Genomic DNA, 17,212 nt, shown 5'->3' with positions numbered 1-17,212 from the left:
AGGAAGCCGATATCCCCGCCCCCGTGCCCGCTCCTACGCTCGCGCCCATGACCCCTCATCCGAATCCCGAGGTCGGCGCCGCCGTGAAGGCCGCGGACCGTGCTCATGTGTTCCACTCCTGGTCCGCGCAGGAGCTCATCGACCCGCTCGCCGTCGCCGGCGCCGAGGGGTCGTACTTCTGGGACTACGACGGCAAGCGGTACCTGGACTTCACCAGCGGGCTCGTCTACACCAACATCGGCTACCAGCACCCGAAGGTCGTCGCCGCGATACAGGAGCAGGCCGCACACCTGACGACGTTCGCGCCCGCCTTCGCGATCGAGGCGCGCTCGGAGGCGGCCCGGCTGATCGCCGAGCGCACCCCCGGCGACCTGGACAAGATCTTCTTCACCAACGGCGGCGCGGACGCCGTCGAGCACGCGGTGCGGATGGCGCGGCTGCACACCGGGCGGCCCAAGGTGCTCTCGGCCTACCGCTCCTACCACGGCGGCACCCAGCAGGCCGTCAACCTCACCGGTGACCCCCGGCGCTGGGCCTCCGACAGCGCGGCCGCCGGTGTCGTGCACTTCTGGGCCCCGTTCCTGTACCGCTCCCGCTTCTACGCCGAGACCGAGGAGCAGGAGTGCGCGCGGGCGCTGGAGCACCTGGAGACGACGATCGCCTTCGAGGGCCCCGGCACCGTCGCCGCGATCGTCCTGGAGACGATCCCGGGCACCGCGGGGATCATGGTCCCGCCGCCGGGCTATCTCGCCGGGGTGCGGGAGATCTGCGACAGGTACGGCATCGTCTTCGTGCTGGACGAGGTCATGGCCGGGTTCGGGCGCACCGGTGAGTGGTTCGCGGCCGGCCTGTCCGGCGTCGTACCGGACCTGATGACCTTCGCCAAGGGCGTCAACAGCGGATACGTGCCCCTCGGCGGCGTCGCCGTCTCCGGCGCGATCGCCGAGACCTTCGCCCGGCGCCCCTACCCGGGCGGGCTCACCTACTCCGGACACCCGCTCGCCTGCGCCGCCGCCGTCGCGACGATCCGCGTCATGGCGGAGGAGGACGTCGTCGGCCAGGCCAGGAGGCTCGGCGAGAACGTCGTCGGACCCGCGCTGCGCGAGCTCGCCGAGCGGCACCCGAGCGTCGGCGAGGTGCGCGGCGTCGGCATGTTCTGGGCGCTGGAGCTGGTGAAGGACCGGGAGACCCGGGAGCCGCTGGTGCCGTACAACGCGACCGGCGAGGCGAACGCCCCGATGGCCGCCTTCGGCGCCGCCGCCAAGCGGCACGGCCTGTGGCCCTTCATCAACATGAACCGCACCCACGTCGTGCCCCCGTGCAACGTGAGCGAGGCCGAGCTGAAGGAGGGACTCGCGGCGCTGGACGCGGCGCTGGGTGTCGCGGACGAGTACACCCGGTAGCCGCCCGCGGCCGCTCGGGTGCCGCTGGGACCGCGCACAGCTACGCGGGTCAACAGGCGCAATCCGAACGCGTAAGGTGGCGTGCTCGTAGAGAGGGACGTGCACACCCACCGAACGCGACGAGGAGACGCCCGACCCATGCCCGGCACCAGCGGCACCGGCACGGTCACCCGCAGCACCCTGCGGCAGCAGATCGCCGACGCCCTTCGTGACGAGGTGCTGGCGGGACGGCTGCAACCAGGGCAGGAGTTCACGGTCAAGGAGATCGCCGAGCAGTACGGCGTCTCCGCGACCCCCGTGCGCGAGGCGCTCGTCGACCTCTCCGCGCAGGGCCTGCTCGACGCCGACCAGCACCGCGGCTTCCATGTCCGCGAGTACTCGGTCACCGACTACCGCGGCATCGTCGAGGCCCGCACTCTGGTCACCGACGGCATGTTCCACGCGCTGGAGGACGGGCAGCAGCGCTTCCGGCGGGTCGACGACGCGCGGACCGTCGCCGCCCTCGCCGGGGTGCGCCGCCGCGGCGAGGAGGCGCAGCGGGCCTCGCTCGCCGGCGACCTCACCGTGCTGATCGGCTACGACCTGCGGTACTGGCACGAGCTCGGCAACCTGTTCGGCAACCCCTACCTCGCCGACTTCCTGCACCGGCTGCGCGTGCAGTCCTGGGTGTGCGCGGTGCAGCATCTGCGCCGGCTGACCGATCTGCGCGGCGCCCTGTGGTCCGGTCACACCGACCTGGTCGACGCGCTGGCCGAGCGGGACATCAAGACGGCCCGTTCGATCGTCGCCCAGTACAACGCCCACTCGCTGGACCTCGTCGAAGGGCTGGCGCAGGGATGACCGCCCCGGCCGCGGCCGTGGACCTGTCCGTCGTCATCCCCGCCTTCGACGAGGAGGAACGGCTCGGAGCCACCCTCGACGCCGTCACCGGGTATCTGGGCGAGAGCGAGGGCCGCTGGGGCACGTGGGAGATCGTCGTCGCCGACGACGGGTCGACGGACGGCACCCGCGCGCTGGTCACGGACCGCCGCGACCCCCGCGTCCACCTCGTCACCAGTGCCCGCAACCGCGGCAAGGGCAGCGCCCTGCGGCTGGGCGTCGCCGCCTCCCACGGCCGGCGCGTACTGATCACCGACGCCGATCTCGCCTCCCCGATCGAGGAGCTGGAGCGGCTCGACAAGGCGCTCAGCGAGGGGAACGCGGCGGCGGTCGGCTCGCGCGCGCTGCCCGGCGCGACGATCCGGGACCGCCAGCACCCGCTGCGCGAACTGCTCGGCCGCGCCGGGAACGTGCTCATCCGCGGCATCGCCGTGCCCGGGATACGCGACACCCAGTGCGGCTTCAAGCTCTTCGAGGGCGACCGCGCCCGCGAGGCGTTCGCCGCCTCGGCGATCGACGGCTACGGCATAGACGTCGAGGTGCTGCGCCACTTCCACCGCGCCCAGTGGCAGATCGCCGAGGTCCCGGTCCGCTGGTCCCACCGGCCGGGCTCGAAGATACGGCCCCTCGACTACGTCCGCGTCCTCGCCGACCTCACCTGGCTGCGCGCCCGTGCGGCGCGCCCCGCCGACCTCGTCGCCGTCGTCCTCTTCCTGCTGATGGCGGCGGCGCTCTACTCGGGCCGGCTGTTCGACCCGGACCACCGCTATCTCGCCGACTCACTGCAGGACCAGAACCAGTGGGAGTGGTTCTTCGCGGTCACCGCCGACAACATCGCGCACCTGCGCAACCCGCTCTTCTCCGACCTGCAGGGCTTCCCCGACGGCGTGAACCTCATGGCCAACACGGTCATGCTCGGCCTGACCGTCCCCTTCGCCCCGCTCACCCTGCTCGCGGGCCCCGCCGTGTGTCTCGGCGTCGTGATGACGCTGGGCCTCGCCGCCACCGCGGCCGCCTGGTACCGGCTGATCGTGAAGCGGGTCGTGGCCAGGCGGGGGCCCGCCTTCGTGGGCGCCTCACTGGCCGCGTTCGCGCCGCCCATGGTCAGCCATGCCAACGCGCACCCCAACTTCGTGATCCTGTTCATGATCCCGCTGATCGTCGACCGCGCCCTGCGCCTGTGCACGGGCACCCGGGTCGTGCGCGACGGGATCGTGCTCGGCCTGATGGCGGCGTACCAGGTCTTCCTCGGCGAGGAGCCGCTGCTGCTCGCGATGATCGGCATGGCGCTGTTCGCGGCCGCCTACGGCGTCGTCGACAGGGAGGCGGCCAAGCGGTCCTGGCGGCCGCTGCTGAACGGCCTGGCGATCGCCGCGGCCGTCTGCCTCCCGCTCGTGGTGTGGGCGCTGGCCTGGCAGTTCGCCGGGCCACAGAGCTACGGCAGCGTGCCGCACGGCGACAACGCCGGCAACAGCCCCCTGGCCCTGCTCTCCTTCGCGGAACGCTCCCTGATCGCGGGGGACGCCCGGCGGGCGAACGCCCTCTCCCTCAACCCCACCGAGCAGAACGCCTTCTACGGCTGGCCGCTGGTCCTCCTGGCCTTCGCCGTCGCCGTACGGCTGTGGGAACAGGCCCTGGTGAAGGCACTGGCGGTCACGGCGGCCGGCGCCGCCCTGCTGTCGCTGGGCCCGAGGTTCCGCATCCCGATGACGGACCGGGTCTACCCCGGCCCCTGGGCACCGTTCGCCAAGCTGCCGCTGTTCGCGTCGGTCATCGAGGGCCGGGTGGCGATGATCTGCGCCCCGGCGCTCGGCATGCTGCTCGCGCTGGCCCTTCAGCGGCTGACGGCGGTCCGCGGCCGGGGCACGCAGTACCTCGGACTGCTCGGTGTCTGCCTCGCCCTGCTCCCGCTCGTCCCGGCCCCGCTGAAGGCGGTCCAGCGCCCCGCGACGCCGGCCTTCTTCACCGACGGGGCCTGGAGGCCCTACGTCCGCGACGGGGAGTCTCTGGTCCCGGTGCCGCTGCCCGACGCCGGCAACGCGGAGGCCCTGCACTGGCAGCAGCGGGCGGGCCTCGGCTTCAAGCTGCCCGGCGGCTACTTCACCGGCCCGTGGGGCGACAGCCGCATCGGCATCTACGGCGCCCCGCCCCGCTACACCTCGCAGATGCTGCGTGATGTCCGCTACACCGGGGTGATTCCCGCGATCGGCGCGAAGTGGCGGGCCCAGGCGAAGCGGGACTTCGCCTACTGGCGGGCAGGAGCGCTGGTGGTGACGCCGCAGCCGCACGACGACGCCCTGCGCAAGGCCGTCTCCGAACTCGTCGGCCGTGACGGGAAGTGGGTGCACGGCGTATGGGTATGGGACCTGCACCAGGGCTCCTGACCTGTTCGGAAGGGGCCCGTCCGACGTCGTACCGACTACTCTGCCTTGACCGCCCGCGTGCCGTGTCCCGCTGTGTGAGGAGCCCTCTTTGGCCTGTGACCTGTGGCTGGTACCACTCGTCGACGTGTTGTGCCACACCCCCGACAATCCGTTCGCCGAGGAACTCGCGCAGTACAACAGCGTGCTCGCCGCCGCCGGGCTGCCGCCGGTGCCGGTGTACCAGTACATGCCGGGCCTGTCCGGCGAGGTCGCGCCGGTGGCCGGCTTCGACTACGACGCGCTGCACTTCCTGCGCCGCGTGTATCTGCTCCAGGTGTGCGGGCTGCCGGTGACCCCCGTCGACGAACTGGGCGGTGACTACGAGCAGTTGCTGGAGATGTTCGAGACGACGGCCCAGCAGTCGCACCTGGTGTGGCACTACGACCACGCGGGCGCGTACGTCCCGGTCGACTTCCCACAACCGCTGTCGAACGACGAACTGCTCGCCGGCGGCGGTCCGCTGGGCTCCGCGCAGGCGCTGCTGCGCGAGCTGGAGTTCATGGCGCCGTCGATCGGCATCGACCCCGCCAACCCCCCGGCGGCGCCCGAACCCCCGCGCGCCCCGACGGAGTTGGAGGAGCCGGCCGTGCCCGCCCCGTACGACCCGAGCCCCTTCGCCCGTGAGCGCCACGTGTGGCTCGGGCTGCACGCGGCCGCGACACGGAGCCTGGCGCAGGGGTCGATGATCGTCTTCAGCTGAGTCCGGTCAGCGCAGCTCTGAGAGCCCCTTCTGCAGGTCGTCGGAGTTCATCACGGGCGTCAGCTCGAGTTCGGCGCCCAGGTCCGTGAAGAACGGCTCGCCGACGGACGGCATCTGCGAGCTGTCCTTCATGTCGAAGAACAGGTACGCGGTCCGTACTCCGTGGTCGAGGGTGAAGTAGGCCGCCTCGGGCTTGATGTGCCCGAGAGCCTCCTCCATCAGCTGCGGCATCTTGCCGCTGCGGATGACCTCGTTGGCCTTCTCGGTGTTCATGGATGCCTTGAGCAGCACGCGCATAGCACTCACCTTCTTCGCCCCGGCGCCTACACGTGTACAAGTTCACGGTATGCCCGGCACGTACGTATTGCCCTGTTGTGGGACGCGGCTACTCCCGCGGAAGGAGACCGGGTGCCTCCACCGGTGCGACGCGCACGACGACCGGCGCGCGCAGGCTGGGAGCACCGACGTGAGGAGACGGCGATGATCCTGGTGACCGGGGCGACAGGACACGTGGGCGGCGAGCTGGTGCGGCGGCTCGCCGACGCGGGACGGCCGGTGCGGGCGATGACCCGCCGCCCGGCTCGGGCACGGCTGCCCGAGGGGGTGGAGGCGGTGTACGGGGACGCGGACGACCCGGCGAGCCTGGCGGCGGCGTTCGCGGGGGTGAGCGGGGCGTTCCTGATGTCGGCGCAGGCGGTCGGCACGGCGCCCGGCCCCACCCACGACCTCGCGCTCGCACAGGCGGCGGCCCGCGCGGGCGTGCGGCGGCTGGTGAAGCTGTCGGTGCTGGACGCGGGCGCGGGCACCGACGTGATCGCCCGCTGGCACGCCGAGGCGGAGTCGGCGGTGACGGACCCGTCCCGCAACTGGGCGTGGACCCTGCTGCGCCCCGGCCGCTTCATGTCGAACGCCCTGCAGTGGGCGGGGCAGCTCCGCACGGGCGACGAGGTGGCCGTCCCCTTCGCGGACCGCCCGGCGGCGAGCGTCGACCCGGCGGACCTGGCGGACATCGCGGCCCAGGCCCTGACGGCGGACGGCCACGCGGGCGCGACGTACGAGCTGAGCGGACCGCAGTCGCTCACCCCGGTCGAGGAACTGTCCGTCCTGGGTGAGGTCCTGGGCCGTGCTCTGCGCGCGAACGCGCTGCCCCCGCAAGCCGCCCGCGCCGGCATGGAGCGCTACGGCTTCCCGGCCGAGGTCGTCGACGCGATCATGCGCCGCACCCTGGAGAGCGACCGGGGCGCGGAGGTCCTGCCGACGGCGGAGAAACTGCTCGGCCGCCCGGCGCGGACGTTCGCGCAGTGGGCACGGGCGCACACGGAGGCGTTCGGCGGGGCGACCCCGTCCTGAGCCGCCTCACCCCCTAGGACCTGCTGCCCGCTGCCCTCTTGAGCCTGCGTGCCAGCCGGCCCAGCCTCCGCCGCAGGCGCCGGACCCGGCGGTCGTCGGCGGCAGTCGGGTCAGAACACGGGCGTTCCGGACTGCGTCAGCTTCCAGTTGACGGCCGCGAACGTCGACGGGTCGATCGTGCCCTTCGCCGTGGCATAGGCGATCATCAGGTCGCGGACCTGGTCGGTGGAGCTGTACGCGGTGTCCGCGGTGGCGATGTGGGGGTAGCCGCTGCCCCCGTTGGCGCGGTAGTTGTTGACCGCGACGACGAAGACCTGGTCGTCGGCGACCGGAGCGCCGTCGTAGGTAAGGTTCTTGATGCGGGAGCCCTCGGGCTGTGCGATGTCGATGTCGTACGAGACGCCGGCGGCGGTGTCGTACATGTAGTCCCAGAAGCTGTTGGCATTGGTGAGCGTGGCGGTGTCCACCGCCGTCCCGGCCGGCACCTGGTGGTAGTACTTCGCCGCGTACTCCAGATAGTCCTTCAGCTGGGCGCCGGTGAGCTTCTTTCCGTAGAGCGTGTTCTCGTAGATGTAGAGGCCGGCGACGTCGCGGATCGTCACGTCGCCCTCCGGGATGTCGGCGGTACGGCTGAAGCAGGCCGCCACGGAGATCAGCGGGAGCGCGGCGTCCGCCGCCGACAGGCCCGACTTCACCGCGTCCATCTGGACCTGGTGGATGAAGTCGATGGCGGGTACGTCCTTCCAGCAGGCCTCCGTCGTCGGCATGTCCTCGGTGCAGGTGCCGATCGCCGTGTTGACGTACTTGACGACCAACTCGTGGTCGGCCTCCAGCAGTTGCGTGATCCGCTCGTCCTCGGTGACCGTGTTGCTGTTGAGCGTGGTCGCCTTCGTGCTGGTGATCTTCCAGCAGCCGTGGTGCAGTTCCAGTTCGAAGTCGAAGACGGAGAGGCGGTAGCCGTAGCAGTACGGCTCGGACAGGACGACGTCCTTGCCGGTCTCCTCGTTCTTCACCGTGTAGCTGGGGACGTCGACGTGCGTGTGCCCCACGAGGATCGCGTCGATGCCGGGGACCTGCTCGGCGACGAGGTTGGAGGCGTTCTCGACGTACGGCAGCGCGTCACCGTAGGAGGAGGACCCGTCGAGACCGGAGTGGTCGGTCAGGAAGACGACGTCGCAGCCGAGCGCGCGCAGCCGCGGCACGTACTTCTTCGCCTGCTCCACCAGCCCGGGGAAGACCATCTTCCCGCTCACGTTGTCCTTGTCCCACAGCGCGATGCCCGGGTTGGTGAGGCCGAGGATGCCGACCTTGATGTCCGGCGCCCCGGGGACCCGGATGCGCTTGACGGTGTACGGCTGGAAGGCGGGCCGCAGCGTCCTGGCGTCCAGCGCGTTGGCGCCCAGCAGCGGGAAACGGCACTGCTTCTCGAAGGTGCGCAGCACGTCGATGCCGTAGTTGAACTCGTGGTTGCCCAGCGCGGCGGCGTCGTAGCGCATCTCGTTCATGGCGATCGCCATCGGGTGCTCGGGACCGCGCTCGCCGTCCTTGCCGGTGATGGGGTCCACGTTCGCGTAGTAGTACGCCAGCGACGTGCCCTGGATGATGTCGCCGGCGTCGACGAGGAGCACCCGCTCCTCACCCTTCTGCTCGCGCAACTGCTTGACGAGGGTGGCGATCCGGGCGATGCCGTAGGTGTTGCCCTTGGAGTCCACCGGGGCCGCGTTGGTGTAGTAGTCCCAGTTGAAGACGTGGCTGTGCAGGTCGGTGGTGCCGAGGATGGAGAAGGACCACGTCTTCGGGGTCCTGCCGTGCCTGCGGTCGGCGGCCTCGGCGGTGCCGGTGCCGACCGCTCCCGTCGCGGCGACGGCCGCGCCGGTGACGGCCGACTTCTTCACGAACTCCCGGCGGTTCATGGGACTGAGGGGCATGCGAGGCTCCTGAGAGGCTGGAGTTGACGCGAGTAGATGAGCGGGCCGTGCGGTGGCTACCCGCGTAGATCGTGCTCGTGCCTCGGCGCTGCCGGGAACCAGGAAAAGACCATGTCCAGGTCAAGGATGGGTCAGGAGTCGCTCAGGGGGCCGGTGGGTGAACCGGGTCATACCGGCCCGACGAGCCTGATCTCGGGCGGCCACAGCACCCCGTTCGCCATCAGCAGGGCGGGCCCGAGGTGCACCGGGCACACCAGCAGCGGCGGCAGGTGGTGCCGGGCCACCTCGAAGACCGCCGGGTCGGAGCAGTCCGTGCCGCCGGCCAGGTCGCCCTCACCGCCGTACGGCCCCCGGCACCGTGCGTTCCGGTGGACGCTCATCCCTCCAGTGTCCACCGGGGCACCTGTCTACCGGGCGCTCTCCGCCCCCTCCTCCGTGACGTCCTCGGCGAAGCCCTCGGAGCGGGGCGCGGGCAGGCGCAGGCCCCGGGACTCGGCGACGCGCAGGGCGTCGGTCAGGCACTCGGCGAGACGGCGGCCGGCGTAGCGGACCTCGGTGCACGGGGACACCGGGTCGTCCAGCACGGCGCGGGCGAGGCCGAGCACGTCGGTGGCGGTGGCGAGTTGAGCGGCCTCCAGGTCGTCGGCGAGCCGGGAGAGGTAGCCGCCCGCGTTGTCGGTGACCAGGTAGCAGGGCTTGCCCTCCGGCGACGGCCAGGGCAGGAGCCGCGGGGTGACGACGGGTGCGGGGATGCCGTTGACGGGCTCCATCAGGCCGCCACCTCCCGCGCGCCGACCAGGTGCCGGTCCAGGTCGATCCCGAAGTCGGCGGCGAGCACGAGGGCGAGACGGCGGCGCTGCCGGAGCGCGGCCGCTTGGGCTTCCCCGGTTTCCCGTTCGTGGGCGGCGAGGTAGGGGCGCACGAGGGCGGAGTCGCCGCCGTCGAGGGGGGCGTGGAGGCCGTACGGGGAGCGGGGGCGCGGGAGGGTGATGGCGGGGCGGACGGGAGTGGGATGGAGCCCGGGGAACGGGTCGCGCTGGGATCGCGGCTTACGACGCCGTCCGGTACCGGCACCGAGGAGGATGCGCAGCCGTTGGAGGGCGCGCGGGATAAGGTCGGTCATGTCGACGCTCCTAGTAAGCGTGGGCCGTGCCCCGGGAGGTTGCCGCCTCGCCGGGGTCCTGTCATTTCGACCATACCGCTAACTGCGTCCCCCTGCACCCTACTGAGTTCTTCTGCTTGCTACCGCGTCGGGACGCGTTCCAGCCCTGCCGTGCGCGTAAGGCTGCGGCACGGTGGAGATATGACCGAGCTCCCGCGCTACGAGTACGTGAAACTCGCCGACTCGATCGAGGCGGACATCGCGTCCGGCAAGTTGCCGCAGGGGGCCGCCCTGCCCGGCGAGCGCGCCATGACCGACCTGTATCGCGTCAGCATCGGCACCGTGCGTCGTGCCGTCGTGGAACTCCGCAATCGAGGACTCGTCGCCACCCTGCCGGCCAAGGGCACGTACGTCATCGGAATGCCGGAGGCGGCCGAGGACAGCGAACCGAACGGCTGAAGGACTCAGTGCTGCACTACGAGCCCGGGGCAGTGACGCCGCATCGCGTCCAGAACCGCCTCCGGCGGCACCGGCAAGGTGTTCGTGGTCATGTTGGCCGGACCGAAGCCGAGTCGTGCGTTCATGGACGCGGTGCTGCGGACGAGCTTGGGTGCTCGAGCCAGATAAGCGTCCGGATCGTGCAGCACCAGCTCGATGAACCGTTGCGAGGTGTTGCGTACCCGCTGCTCGCGTATCCGTACGGCGGCTATCTCGTCCCAGCCGAACCGGCCCAGACTCGCGTGCTCCACTCCCGCGTCGTCCAGCACCAACTCCGGTCGGTCCCGGAGCAGGCGCTGGGCCATCATCACCGAACAGAATCCGAAGAAGGGTGCCACCAGCACCCCTGCCACAGTCATGAGCACGGTGCTGTGGGCGACCAAGAAGACAACGCCCAGAGCGACGAAGGCCAGAGAGCCGGCCATCATGGCCCACACCCGTCGCTTGGCGAGCGGATAGACCGTCGGGGGCCGTGGAACGCCGTCTCTGATCACGGGCCCAGACGATAGGACCAGAGCCCTCTTCAGCGGAAGCCTTCCGCGGACCGTCCGGTGCCGGGAGCGACAGGAGCCGCCCCGGGCGGGGCGGCTCCGGCCGGTCCTCCGGTCACAGGAACGAGTTGACCTCGATCGTCTCGTCCCGCCCCGGGCCCACGCCGATCGCGGAGATCGGCGCGCCGGACATCTCCTCCAGCGCCTTGACGTAGTTCTGCGCGTTCTTCGGCAGGTCGGAGAAGGACTTCGCCTTGGTGATGTCCTCGGACCAGCCCGGCAGGGTCTCGTAGACCGGCTTCGCGTGGTGGAAGTCCGTCTGCGAGTACGGCAGTTCCTCGACCCTCCTGCCGTCGATCTCGTAGGCCACGCAGACCGGGATCTGCTCCCAGCCGGTGAGGACGTCGAGCTTGGTGAGGAAGAAGTCGGTCAGGCCGTTGACCCGGGTCGCGTAGCGGGCGATCACCGCGTCGAACCAGCCGCAGCGGCGGTCCCGGCCGGTGGTCACGCCCCGCTCGCCGCCGATGCGGCGCAGCGCCTCGCCGTCCTCGTCGAACAGCTCGGTCGGGAAGGGGCCGGAGCCGACGCGGGTGGTGTACGCCTTGAGGATGCCGATGACCCGGCTGATCTTCGTCGGGCCCACGCCGGCGCCGGTGCAGGCACCGCCCGCGGTGGGGTTCGACGAGGTCACGAAGGGGTAGGTGCCGTGGTCGATGTCCAGGAGCGTGCCCTGGCCGCCCTCGAACAGCACCACCTTGTCCTGCTCCAGCGCCTGGTTGAGCACCAGGACGGTGTCCGCGACGTACGGCCGCAGCCGCTCCGCGTAGCCCAGGAGCTCCTCGACCACCTGGTCGACCGCGATCGCGCGGCGGTTGTAGAGCTTGGTGAGCATCTGGTTCTTGACGTCGAGGGCCGCCTCGACCTTCTGGGTGAGGATCGACTCGTCGTAGAGGTCCTGCACGCGGATGCCGACGCGGTTGATCTTGTCCGCGTAGGTCGGCCCGATGCCGCGGCCGGTGGTCCCGATCTTCCGCTTCCCGAGGAAGCGTTCCGTCACCTTGTCCACCGTGACGTTGTACGGCGTGATGATGTGAGCGTTACCGCTGATCAGGAGCTTGGACGTGTCGACGCCACGCTCGTTCAGCCCGTTCAGCTCGGAGAACAGGACCGACGGGTCGACGACGACTCCGTTGCCGATGACCGGGGTGCACCCCGGGGACAGGATTCCGGAAGGGAGCAGGTGAAGGGCGTACTTCTGGTCGCCCACGACCACCGTGTGGCCGGCGTTGTTGCCGCCCTGGTAGCGCACCACGTAGTCGACGGATCCGCCTAGCAGGTCCGTCGCCTTTCCCTTGCCTTCGTCACCCCACTGAGCACCGAGCAGCACAAGTGCGGGCACGCGCGTACACCCCTTCCGGGCGGGGCATGTCCAAGGTCAGGGGCGTACGCGTAGGGTTCACCGCCGCGTGCACCGCGGCCGTCGTTGGCCGCAAACCGTCGGACCGGATGCCCCGGAATAGACGAAGCCCCTGGCGCAATAGCGCAAGGGGCTCTTGCACAAAGATGCTACCCGAGGAAGCGAGGCAGGACCGAGGTGGCGACTTCTCCGACTTCCGAACAGCTGCTGGTGGTCATCGATCCGGTGGCCCGAAGGACGGACGGGGAGTCGGTACGCATCGCGAAAGACGTGCTCAGCGCGGGTGCGCACGCCAAGGTCTGCCTGCCGGAGGGGCCCGAGGAGTTCGCCCGGGCGCTGGCCCGGCGCGGCTCGCGGCGTCCGGTGGTGGTGGGCGACGACCGCGCGCTGGTGCGCGCCGTGTCCCTGCTGCACCGGCAGCGGGAGCTGGCCGGATGTGCCCTGTCGGTGGTGCCGGTGGGCAGCGTGCTCTCCGTGGCGCAAGCCCTCGGGGTGCCCACCGGAGCGGTGGCGGCGGCGCGGGCGGTCCTCGACGGGGTCGAGCGGCGCCTGGACCTGCTGGTGGACGACAGCGACGGCGTGGTGCTCGGCGCGCTGCGCATCCCGGTGCCGATCCGGCGGGCCCCGGCACCGGACCCGGGCCGGCCGTGGCTGCGTACGGCCCAGTCCCTGGTCCGCACCCTGGTGCCCGCGCGCGAGGCCGCGGTCCCCCCGCCCCGGCCGGCCCGGCTCAGGGTGGAGGTGGACGGGGTGACGCTGGTGGACCTGGACCAGCCGGTGGAGGCGGTGTCGCTGACGCCGGGCGCCACGGGGCTGGCCGAGGTGGAGGTGCAGCCGGCCTCGGTGGGGGCCGAGGCCGCGACCCTGCGGGCGAAGGGCCGGACCGTCAGCGTGTCCGGGGCGGACTTCCGCTACCGGGCGGACGCGGGCGTGTGCGGGCCGGTACGACGGCGGACGTGGACGGTACTGGAAGGGGCGTGGGGGCTCACGGTGCCGGATCCGGGGTGAGGACGCACGACGCTGCTCCGCAACACGCCTTACTAGTCGCCGAAGACCTCGCGGCGGTGCACCCGCCAGCGCTCCATCATGGCGGCCACCTCCGTCTCGACGAACTCGAAGAAGGCGAGCGTCTCGGCCATGCGGCGGCCCGCCGGCGTGCCGGGGCCGAGGCTGTCGACGCCCTCGCGCAGGGCGCCCTCCCAGCGTTTGATGATGGCCTCGCGGTTGGTCAGGGCCTCGTACCACTGGTCGCCGTGCACCCGGTAGCGCTCCCGGCGCGAGCCCGGCTCCCGCTCGCGCGAGACCATGTGCGTCATGGTCAGGTAGCGCACCGCCCCGGACACGGCGGCCGGGCTGATCCGCAGCTGCTCGCCCAGCTCGGCGGAGGTCAGCACGCCCTCGTCGGAGGAGAGCAGCGCGGCGAACACCCGGGAGGGCATCCGCTGCATGCCGGCCTCGACGAGCTGGGCCGCGAAACTCTCCACGAACTTCGAGACCGCCTCCTGGTCCCTGCCCGCCTCATCCGTCATGCTCACCACCCTAACCGGGCTTCATATGCTTCCTTAACTTCACAAATTTCTGAAGGAAGCGTACGTTCTGAACCATGACGAAGGCAATCACGGTCTCCGGACTCCACAAGTCGTTCGGCAGGACCCATGCCCTGGACGGCCTCGACCTCGAGGTGGAGACCGGCGAGGTGCACGGATTCCTCGGCCCGAACGGCGCCGGCAAGTCCACCACCATCCGCGTCCTGCTGGGCCTGCTGCGCGCCGACTCCGGCGCCGCGCAGGTGCTCGGCCGCGACCCCTGGCAGGACGCCGTGGAGGTGCACCGCCGGATTGCCTACGTCCCCGGCGACGTGACCCTGTGGCGCAACCTCTCCGGCGGCGAGGTCATCGACCTCTACGGCCGGCTGCGCGGCGGCCTCGACGCGGGCCGCCGCGCCGAGCTGGTCGAGCGCTTCGAGCTGGACCCCACCAAGAAGGGCCGCACCTACTCCAAGGGCAACCGGCAGAAGGTGGCGCTGGTCGCCGCGTTCGCCTCGGACGTGGACCTGCTGATCCTGGACGAGCCGACGTCGGGCCTGGACCCGCTGATGGAGGAGGTCTTCCAGCGCTGCGTGGAGGAGGAGCGCGAGCGCGGCCGGACGGTCCTGCTCTCCTCGCACCTCCTCAGCGAGGTCGAGGAGCTCTGCGACCGGGTGAGCATCATCCGCAGGGGCCGCACCGTGGAGAGCGGCTCGCTGGCCGATCTGCGCCATCTGACCCGCACCAGCGTGACCGCCGAACTCGCGGGAGCGCCCAACGGGTTGGCGCATCTGCCGGGCGTGCACGACCTCGACGTCCGGGGCAGGCGGGTGCGGCTCCAGGTCGACACGGACAAACTCGACGCGGTGCTGCGCCAGCTGAGCGAGTCCGGCGTACGGTCGCTGACCTCGACGCCGCCGACCCTGGAGGAGCTGTTCCTGCGGCACTACCAGGGAGACGGGGCGGAGGTGGCGTCCCGATGACCGCCGCGTCGTTCGCCGTACGGGGCGGGGGCACGCGCCAACTGGCGGGCACCGCGACCCTGCTGCGGTTCGCGCTGCGCCGCGACCGGGTGCTGATCCCGGTCTGGGTCGCGGTCAACGCACTCATGGTCCTGTCCATGCCGAACACGCTCAAGAGCCTGTACGGCACCCCGGCCGAGCGCACCGACCTGATCCACCAGGTGGCGGCCAACGCCTCCTTCCGCGCCCTGATCGGACCCGTCTTCGACACCTCGATCGGCGCGCTCACCGCCTGGCGCGCCGGCGTCTACGCCGGCCTGCTCGCCGCGGTGACCGGCCTCCTCGTCGTCGTCCGGCACACCCGGGACGAGGAGGAGAGCGGCCGCCAGGAACTGGTGGCCTCCGGGATGGTGGGCCGCAGGGCCTCCCTGACGGCGGCGCTGCTGGCGGCAGGGGTCGCCAACGCCGCGCTGGCGGTGCTGGTCACGGTCGGCCTGGCGGGCCAGGGAGGCGCCGGAGCCCTCGCCCTGGGCCTGGGCGTCGCGGCCGTGGGCATGGTCTTCGCGACAGCGGCGGCGATCGTCGCCCAGCTCACGGAGAGCGCGCGCCTGGCCCGGGGGCTGACCTCCGCGGCGCTCGGTGCGGCCTTCGTGCTGCGCGCGGCGGGCGACTCGGCGAGGGACGACGGATCGTCCGTCCTGACCTGGCTGTCGCCGCTGGGCTGGCTGGAGAACCTGCGGCCGTACGCCGGCGAACGCTGGTGGGTGCTGCTGCTGTGCGCGGCGGCCGTGGCGGTCCAGGCCGTGGCGGCCTACGCGCTGGCGGGCCGCCGGGACGTCGGCATGAGCTTCCTGCCCACCCGCCCCGGACCGGCCACCGGCCGCCTCGGCACCGCGGGCGCCCTGGCCTGGCGGCTGCAGCGGGGCAGCGTCCTCGGCTGGGGCACCGCCTTCTTCGTCGTCGGCGTCGTCTACGGCGGCCTCACGGACGGGGTGAGCGATCTGGTCGGCGACAACGACAACGCCCGGCGGATCTTCGAGCGGATGGGCGGCCGAAGCGGCCTGACGGACGCCTTCCTCGCCTCGATGATCGGCATGATGGGCCTGGTCGCGGCCCTGTACGTGGTCGGCTCGGTGCTGCGGCTGAACGGCGAGGAGACGTCCGGCCGCGCGGAACCGGTCCTCGCGAACGCGGTGGGCCGGCTGCGCTGGACCGCGGGCCACCTGGTCATCGCGTTCGGCGGCACGGTCCTGATCATGCTGCTGACCGGAGCCGGCTTCGTCGTCGGACACGGCAGGGAGGCCGGCCCCATTCTGGGGGCGTGCCTGCTCCAGCTCCCCGCGATCTGGGTGGTCGGCGGACTGGCGGTGCTGCTGTACGGGGTGCTGCCCCGGGCGGCGACGGCGGCCTGGGGTGTCGCGGCCGCCGTACTGCTGATCGGCTGGGTCGGTCCCGCGCTGGACGCGCCGCAGGCGGTGCTGGACCTGTCGCCGTTCGGTCATCTGCCGAAACTGCCGGGCGGGTCGATGGAGTGGGGCCCGGTGCTGGTCCTGCTCGCGCTGTCGGCGGCGCTGGTGGCCGCGGGGCTGGCGGGGCTGCGACGGCGGGACATGACGACCTGACGGGCGCGGGGAACCCGCTCGCGCTCCGCACACGTCCCTCCCGGGCATGGGACAACGTATGCAGGCCGCGGCGGGATGCCTGACCATGGCGGCGGGCGCGGGAGCGGGGCTCGCGGTGTGGGCCGTCGGCGTGCGGGCCCGGTTCCGGCGGTTCGAACGGAGCCCGGACTGGAGCGTGCTCTACGCCGAACTGCCGCTCGCGGTCCTCGGGGGAACGGCCGCGGCCCTCGCCGTCTGGGCGCTGGTCCGGCGCGCCGGACGGTGACGGCATGTCCGTGGGCCATACAACCGTCCGGGCCGCTGCCGAGTCCTCCACCACGTCGCGGACGAACGGGCCGACGCGGAGGGAGACGCCCCATGGCACGACAGCCCGCCGAGCGCGGAACCGCGGAGGCCGAAGGACAGCGGCGCAGACGCCGGGCCGCCGTCGCCGGTGGCACCACGGCCGCCTGCGTCGGCGCGGCGTCCCTCGCCGTCGAGAGCGCCGCCGGGGTCGCGCACGGCATCCCCTGGCCGGTCGTCGTGCCGTTCATCCTGGTGTGCAGCGCCTTCGCAGGCTGGGCGGGGGCGAGGACCGGACGCGAGAACGCCGTCCGCGCGCAGACGCTCGGCCCCGGCGAGCGGCTGATCGGCTCCTACGCCGTGCGGCCGCCGTTCACGCCCGGGCGGGCCCCGACCCCGTACGAGAACCCGCCCTACCAGCTGCTGCTGACCTCCCGGCACCTGCAGCTGTGGGAACGCTCCAACCTGCTGTGGGCCCGCCCCTGGCCCGAGCTGCGGCTGGCCGTCGACGGGCCGCGCCTGAAGATCTACCACCGCGGCGAGGAGGCGGGCTTCATGGTCCTCGAACCCCCGGGCACACCCCTGGAGGTCCAGCTCGCCGCCCGCCGCCTCGGCGCCTCCTGACGGCT

At 71.9% G+C, this 17,212-nt stretch carries 19 protein-coding genes; 11 read left to right on the top strand and 8 right to left on the bottom strand.

The window, feature by feature from the left end:
• Positions 1-47: 47 nt before the first annotated feature.
• The 4 genes from ACIRPX_RS26930 to ACIRPX_RS26915 all read left to right on the top strand — a co-directional run bounded on the left by ACIRPX_RS26930 (position 48) and on the right by ACIRPX_RS26915 (position 5,405).
• Positions 48-1,403, top strand: a complete 1,356-nt coding sequence (locus ACIRPX_RS26930; RefSeq protein WP_404199561.1) for an aspartate aminotransferase family protein — start codon at positions 48-50, stop codon at positions 1,401-1,403.
• A gap of 138 nt (positions 1,404-1,541) precedes the next feature.
• On the top strand, positions 1,542-2,243 hold the full coding sequence (locus ACIRPX_RS26925) for a GntR family transcriptional regulator (RefSeq protein ID WP_404199558.1): 702 nt from the start codon (positions 1,542-1,544) through the stop codon (positions 2,241-2,243).
• On the top strand, positions 2,240-4,666 hold the full coding sequence (locus ACIRPX_RS26920; RefSeq protein ID WP_404199555.1) for a dolichyl-phosphate beta-glucosyltransferase: 2,427 nt from the start codon (positions 2,240-2,242) through the stop codon (positions 4,664-4,666). The genes ACIRPX_RS26925 and ACIRPX_RS26920 overlap by 4 nt, the downstream gene beginning before the upstream one ends.
• An 88-nt stretch (positions 4,667-4,754) precedes the next feature.
• The gene (locus tag ACIRPX_RS26915; protein ID WP_404199552.1) at positions 4,755-5,405 is read left to right on the top strand and encodes a hypothetical protein; all 651 of its coding nucleotides are present in this window, start codon (positions 4,755-4,757) and stop codon (positions 5,403-5,405) included.
• 6 nt (positions 5,406-5,411) lie between these two features.
• Here ACIRPX_RS26915 and ACIRPX_RS26910 read toward each other — a convergent pair whose 3' ends face one another.
• Positions 5,412-5,702, bottom strand: coding sequence for a hypothetical protein (locus tag ACIRPX_RS26910; protein WP_404199550.1), 291 nt, complete (start codon positions 5,700-5,702; stop codon positions 5,412-5,414).
• A gap of 183 nt (positions 5,703-5,885) precedes the next feature.
• On the opposite strand from ACIRPX_RS26910, the gene ACIRPX_RS26905 reads away from it, so the two are divergent.
• A complete protein-coding gene (locus ACIRPX_RS26905) occupies positions 5,886-6,755 on the top strand; it encodes an NAD(P)H-binding protein (protein ID WP_404199547.1) in 870 nt (289 codons plus the stop codon).
• Between the two features lie 110 nt (positions 6,756-6,865).
• Here the strand turns inward: ACIRPX_RS26905 and ACIRPX_RS26900 are convergent, their stop codons facing one another.
• The 4 genes from ACIRPX_RS26900 to ACIRPX_RS26885 form a co-directional block, all read right to left on the bottom strand.
• Positions 6,866-8,683 carry a bifunctional metallophosphatase/5'-nucleotidase gene (locus ACIRPX_RS26900; protein ID WP_404199544.1) on the bottom strand — a complete coding sequence of 606 codons (1,818 nt, stop codon included), beginning with the start codon at positions 8,681-8,683 and terminating at the stop codon, positions 6,866-6,868.
• A gap of 167 nt (positions 8,684-8,850) precedes the next feature.
• The gene (locus ACIRPX_RS26895) at positions 8,851-9,063 is read right to left on the bottom strand and encodes a hypothetical protein (RefSeq protein WP_404199541.1); all 213 of its coding nucleotides are present in this window, start codon (positions 9,061-9,063) and stop codon (positions 8,851-8,853) included.
• A 27-nt stretch (positions 9,064-9,090) separates the two neighbouring features.
• Positions 9,091-9,453 (bottom strand): hypothetical protein, encoded by a 363-nt coding sequence (locus ACIRPX_RS26890; protein ID WP_404199539.1) that lies wholly within the window; start codon positions 9,451-9,453, stop codon positions 9,091-9,093.
• Positions 9,453-9,806, bottom strand: a complete 354-nt coding sequence (locus ACIRPX_RS26885; RefSeq protein ID WP_404199536.1) for a hypothetical protein — start codon at positions 9,804-9,806, stop codon at positions 9,453-9,455. Before ACIRPX_RS26885 ends, ACIRPX_RS26890 begins: the two co-directional genes overlap by 1 nt.
• Before the next feature lie 180 nt (positions 9,807-9,986).
• On the opposite strand from ACIRPX_RS26885, the gene ACIRPX_RS26880 reads away from it, so the two are divergent.
• On the top strand, positions 9,987-10,244 hold the full coding sequence (locus ACIRPX_RS26880) for a winged helix-turn-helix domain-containing protein (RefSeq protein WP_404199534.1): 258 nt from the start codon (positions 9,987-9,989) through the stop codon (positions 10,242-10,244).
• Between the two features lie 5 nt (positions 10,245-10,249).
• Here the strand turns inward: ACIRPX_RS26880 and ACIRPX_RS26875 are convergent, their stop codons facing one another.
• Positions 10,250-10,720 (bottom strand): STM3941 family protein, encoded by a 471-nt coding sequence (locus ACIRPX_RS26875; protein WP_404199749.1) that lies wholly within the window; start codon positions 10,718-10,720, stop codon positions 10,250-10,252.
• A 169-nt stretch (positions 10,721-10,889) separates the two neighbouring features.
• A complete protein-coding gene (locus tag ACIRPX_RS26870) occupies positions 10,890-12,173 on the bottom strand; it encodes an adenylosuccinate synthase (RefSeq protein ID WP_404199531.1) in 1,284 nt (427 codons plus the stop codon).
• A 195-nt stretch (positions 12,174-12,368) separates the two neighbouring features.
• On the opposite strand from ACIRPX_RS26870, the gene ACIRPX_RS26865 reads away from it, so the two are divergent.
• Positions 12,369-13,199 (top strand): diacylglycerol kinase family protein, encoded by an 831-nt coding sequence (locus ACIRPX_RS26865; RefSeq protein WP_404199529.1) that lies wholly within the window; start codon positions 12,369-12,371, stop codon positions 13,197-13,199.
• A 32-nt stretch (positions 13,200-13,231) separates the two neighbouring features.
• On the opposite strand, the gene ACIRPX_RS26860 is transcribed toward ACIRPX_RS26865, so the two are convergent.
• The gene (locus ACIRPX_RS26860; protein ID WP_404199527.1) at positions 13,232-13,720 is read right to left on the bottom strand and encodes a GbsR/MarR family transcriptional regulator; all 489 of its coding nucleotides are present in this window, start codon (positions 13,718-13,720) and stop codon (positions 13,232-13,234) included.
• Positions 13,721-13,794: 74 nt separating this feature from the next.
• Between ACIRPX_RS26860 and ACIRPX_RS26855 the strand changes: the two genes are divergently transcribed.
• From ACIRPX_RS26855 to ACIRPX_RS26840, 4 genes are all read left to right on the top strand, one after another.
• Positions 13,795-14,700 (top strand): ATP-binding cassette domain-containing protein, encoded by a 906-nt coding sequence (locus ACIRPX_RS26855; protein ID WP_404199525.1) that lies wholly within the window; start codon positions 13,795-13,797, stop codon positions 14,698-14,700.
• Positions 14,697-16,301, top strand: coding sequence for an ABC transporter permease (locus ACIRPX_RS26850; RefSeq protein ID WP_404199523.1), 1,605 nt, complete (start codon positions 14,697-14,699; stop codon positions 16,299-16,301). Before ACIRPX_RS26855 ends, ACIRPX_RS26850 begins: the two co-directional genes overlap by 4 nt.
• 46 nt (positions 16,302-16,347) lie before the next feature.
• Entirely contained in the window at positions 16,348-16,566 is a 219-nt protein-coding gene (locus ACIRPX_RS26845; protein WP_404199521.1) for a hypothetical protein, read from the top strand.
• A gap of 92 nt (positions 16,567-16,658) precedes the next feature.
• Complete coding sequence (locus ACIRPX_RS26840) at positions 16,659-17,207, top strand: hypothetical protein (protein ID WP_404199519.1); 549 nt, start codon at positions 16,659-16,661, stop codon at positions 17,205-17,207.
• Positions 17,208-17,212 lie beyond the last annotated feature (5 nt).

The organism is Streptomyces sp. NPDC101225, from assembly GCF_044767585.1.
GTDB lineage: Bacteria > Actinomycetota > Actinomycetes > Streptomycetales > Streptomycetaceae > Streptomyces.
Note: the sequence above shows the minus strand (reverse complement) of the source record. Positions and strands in the feature narration are given on the sequence as shown.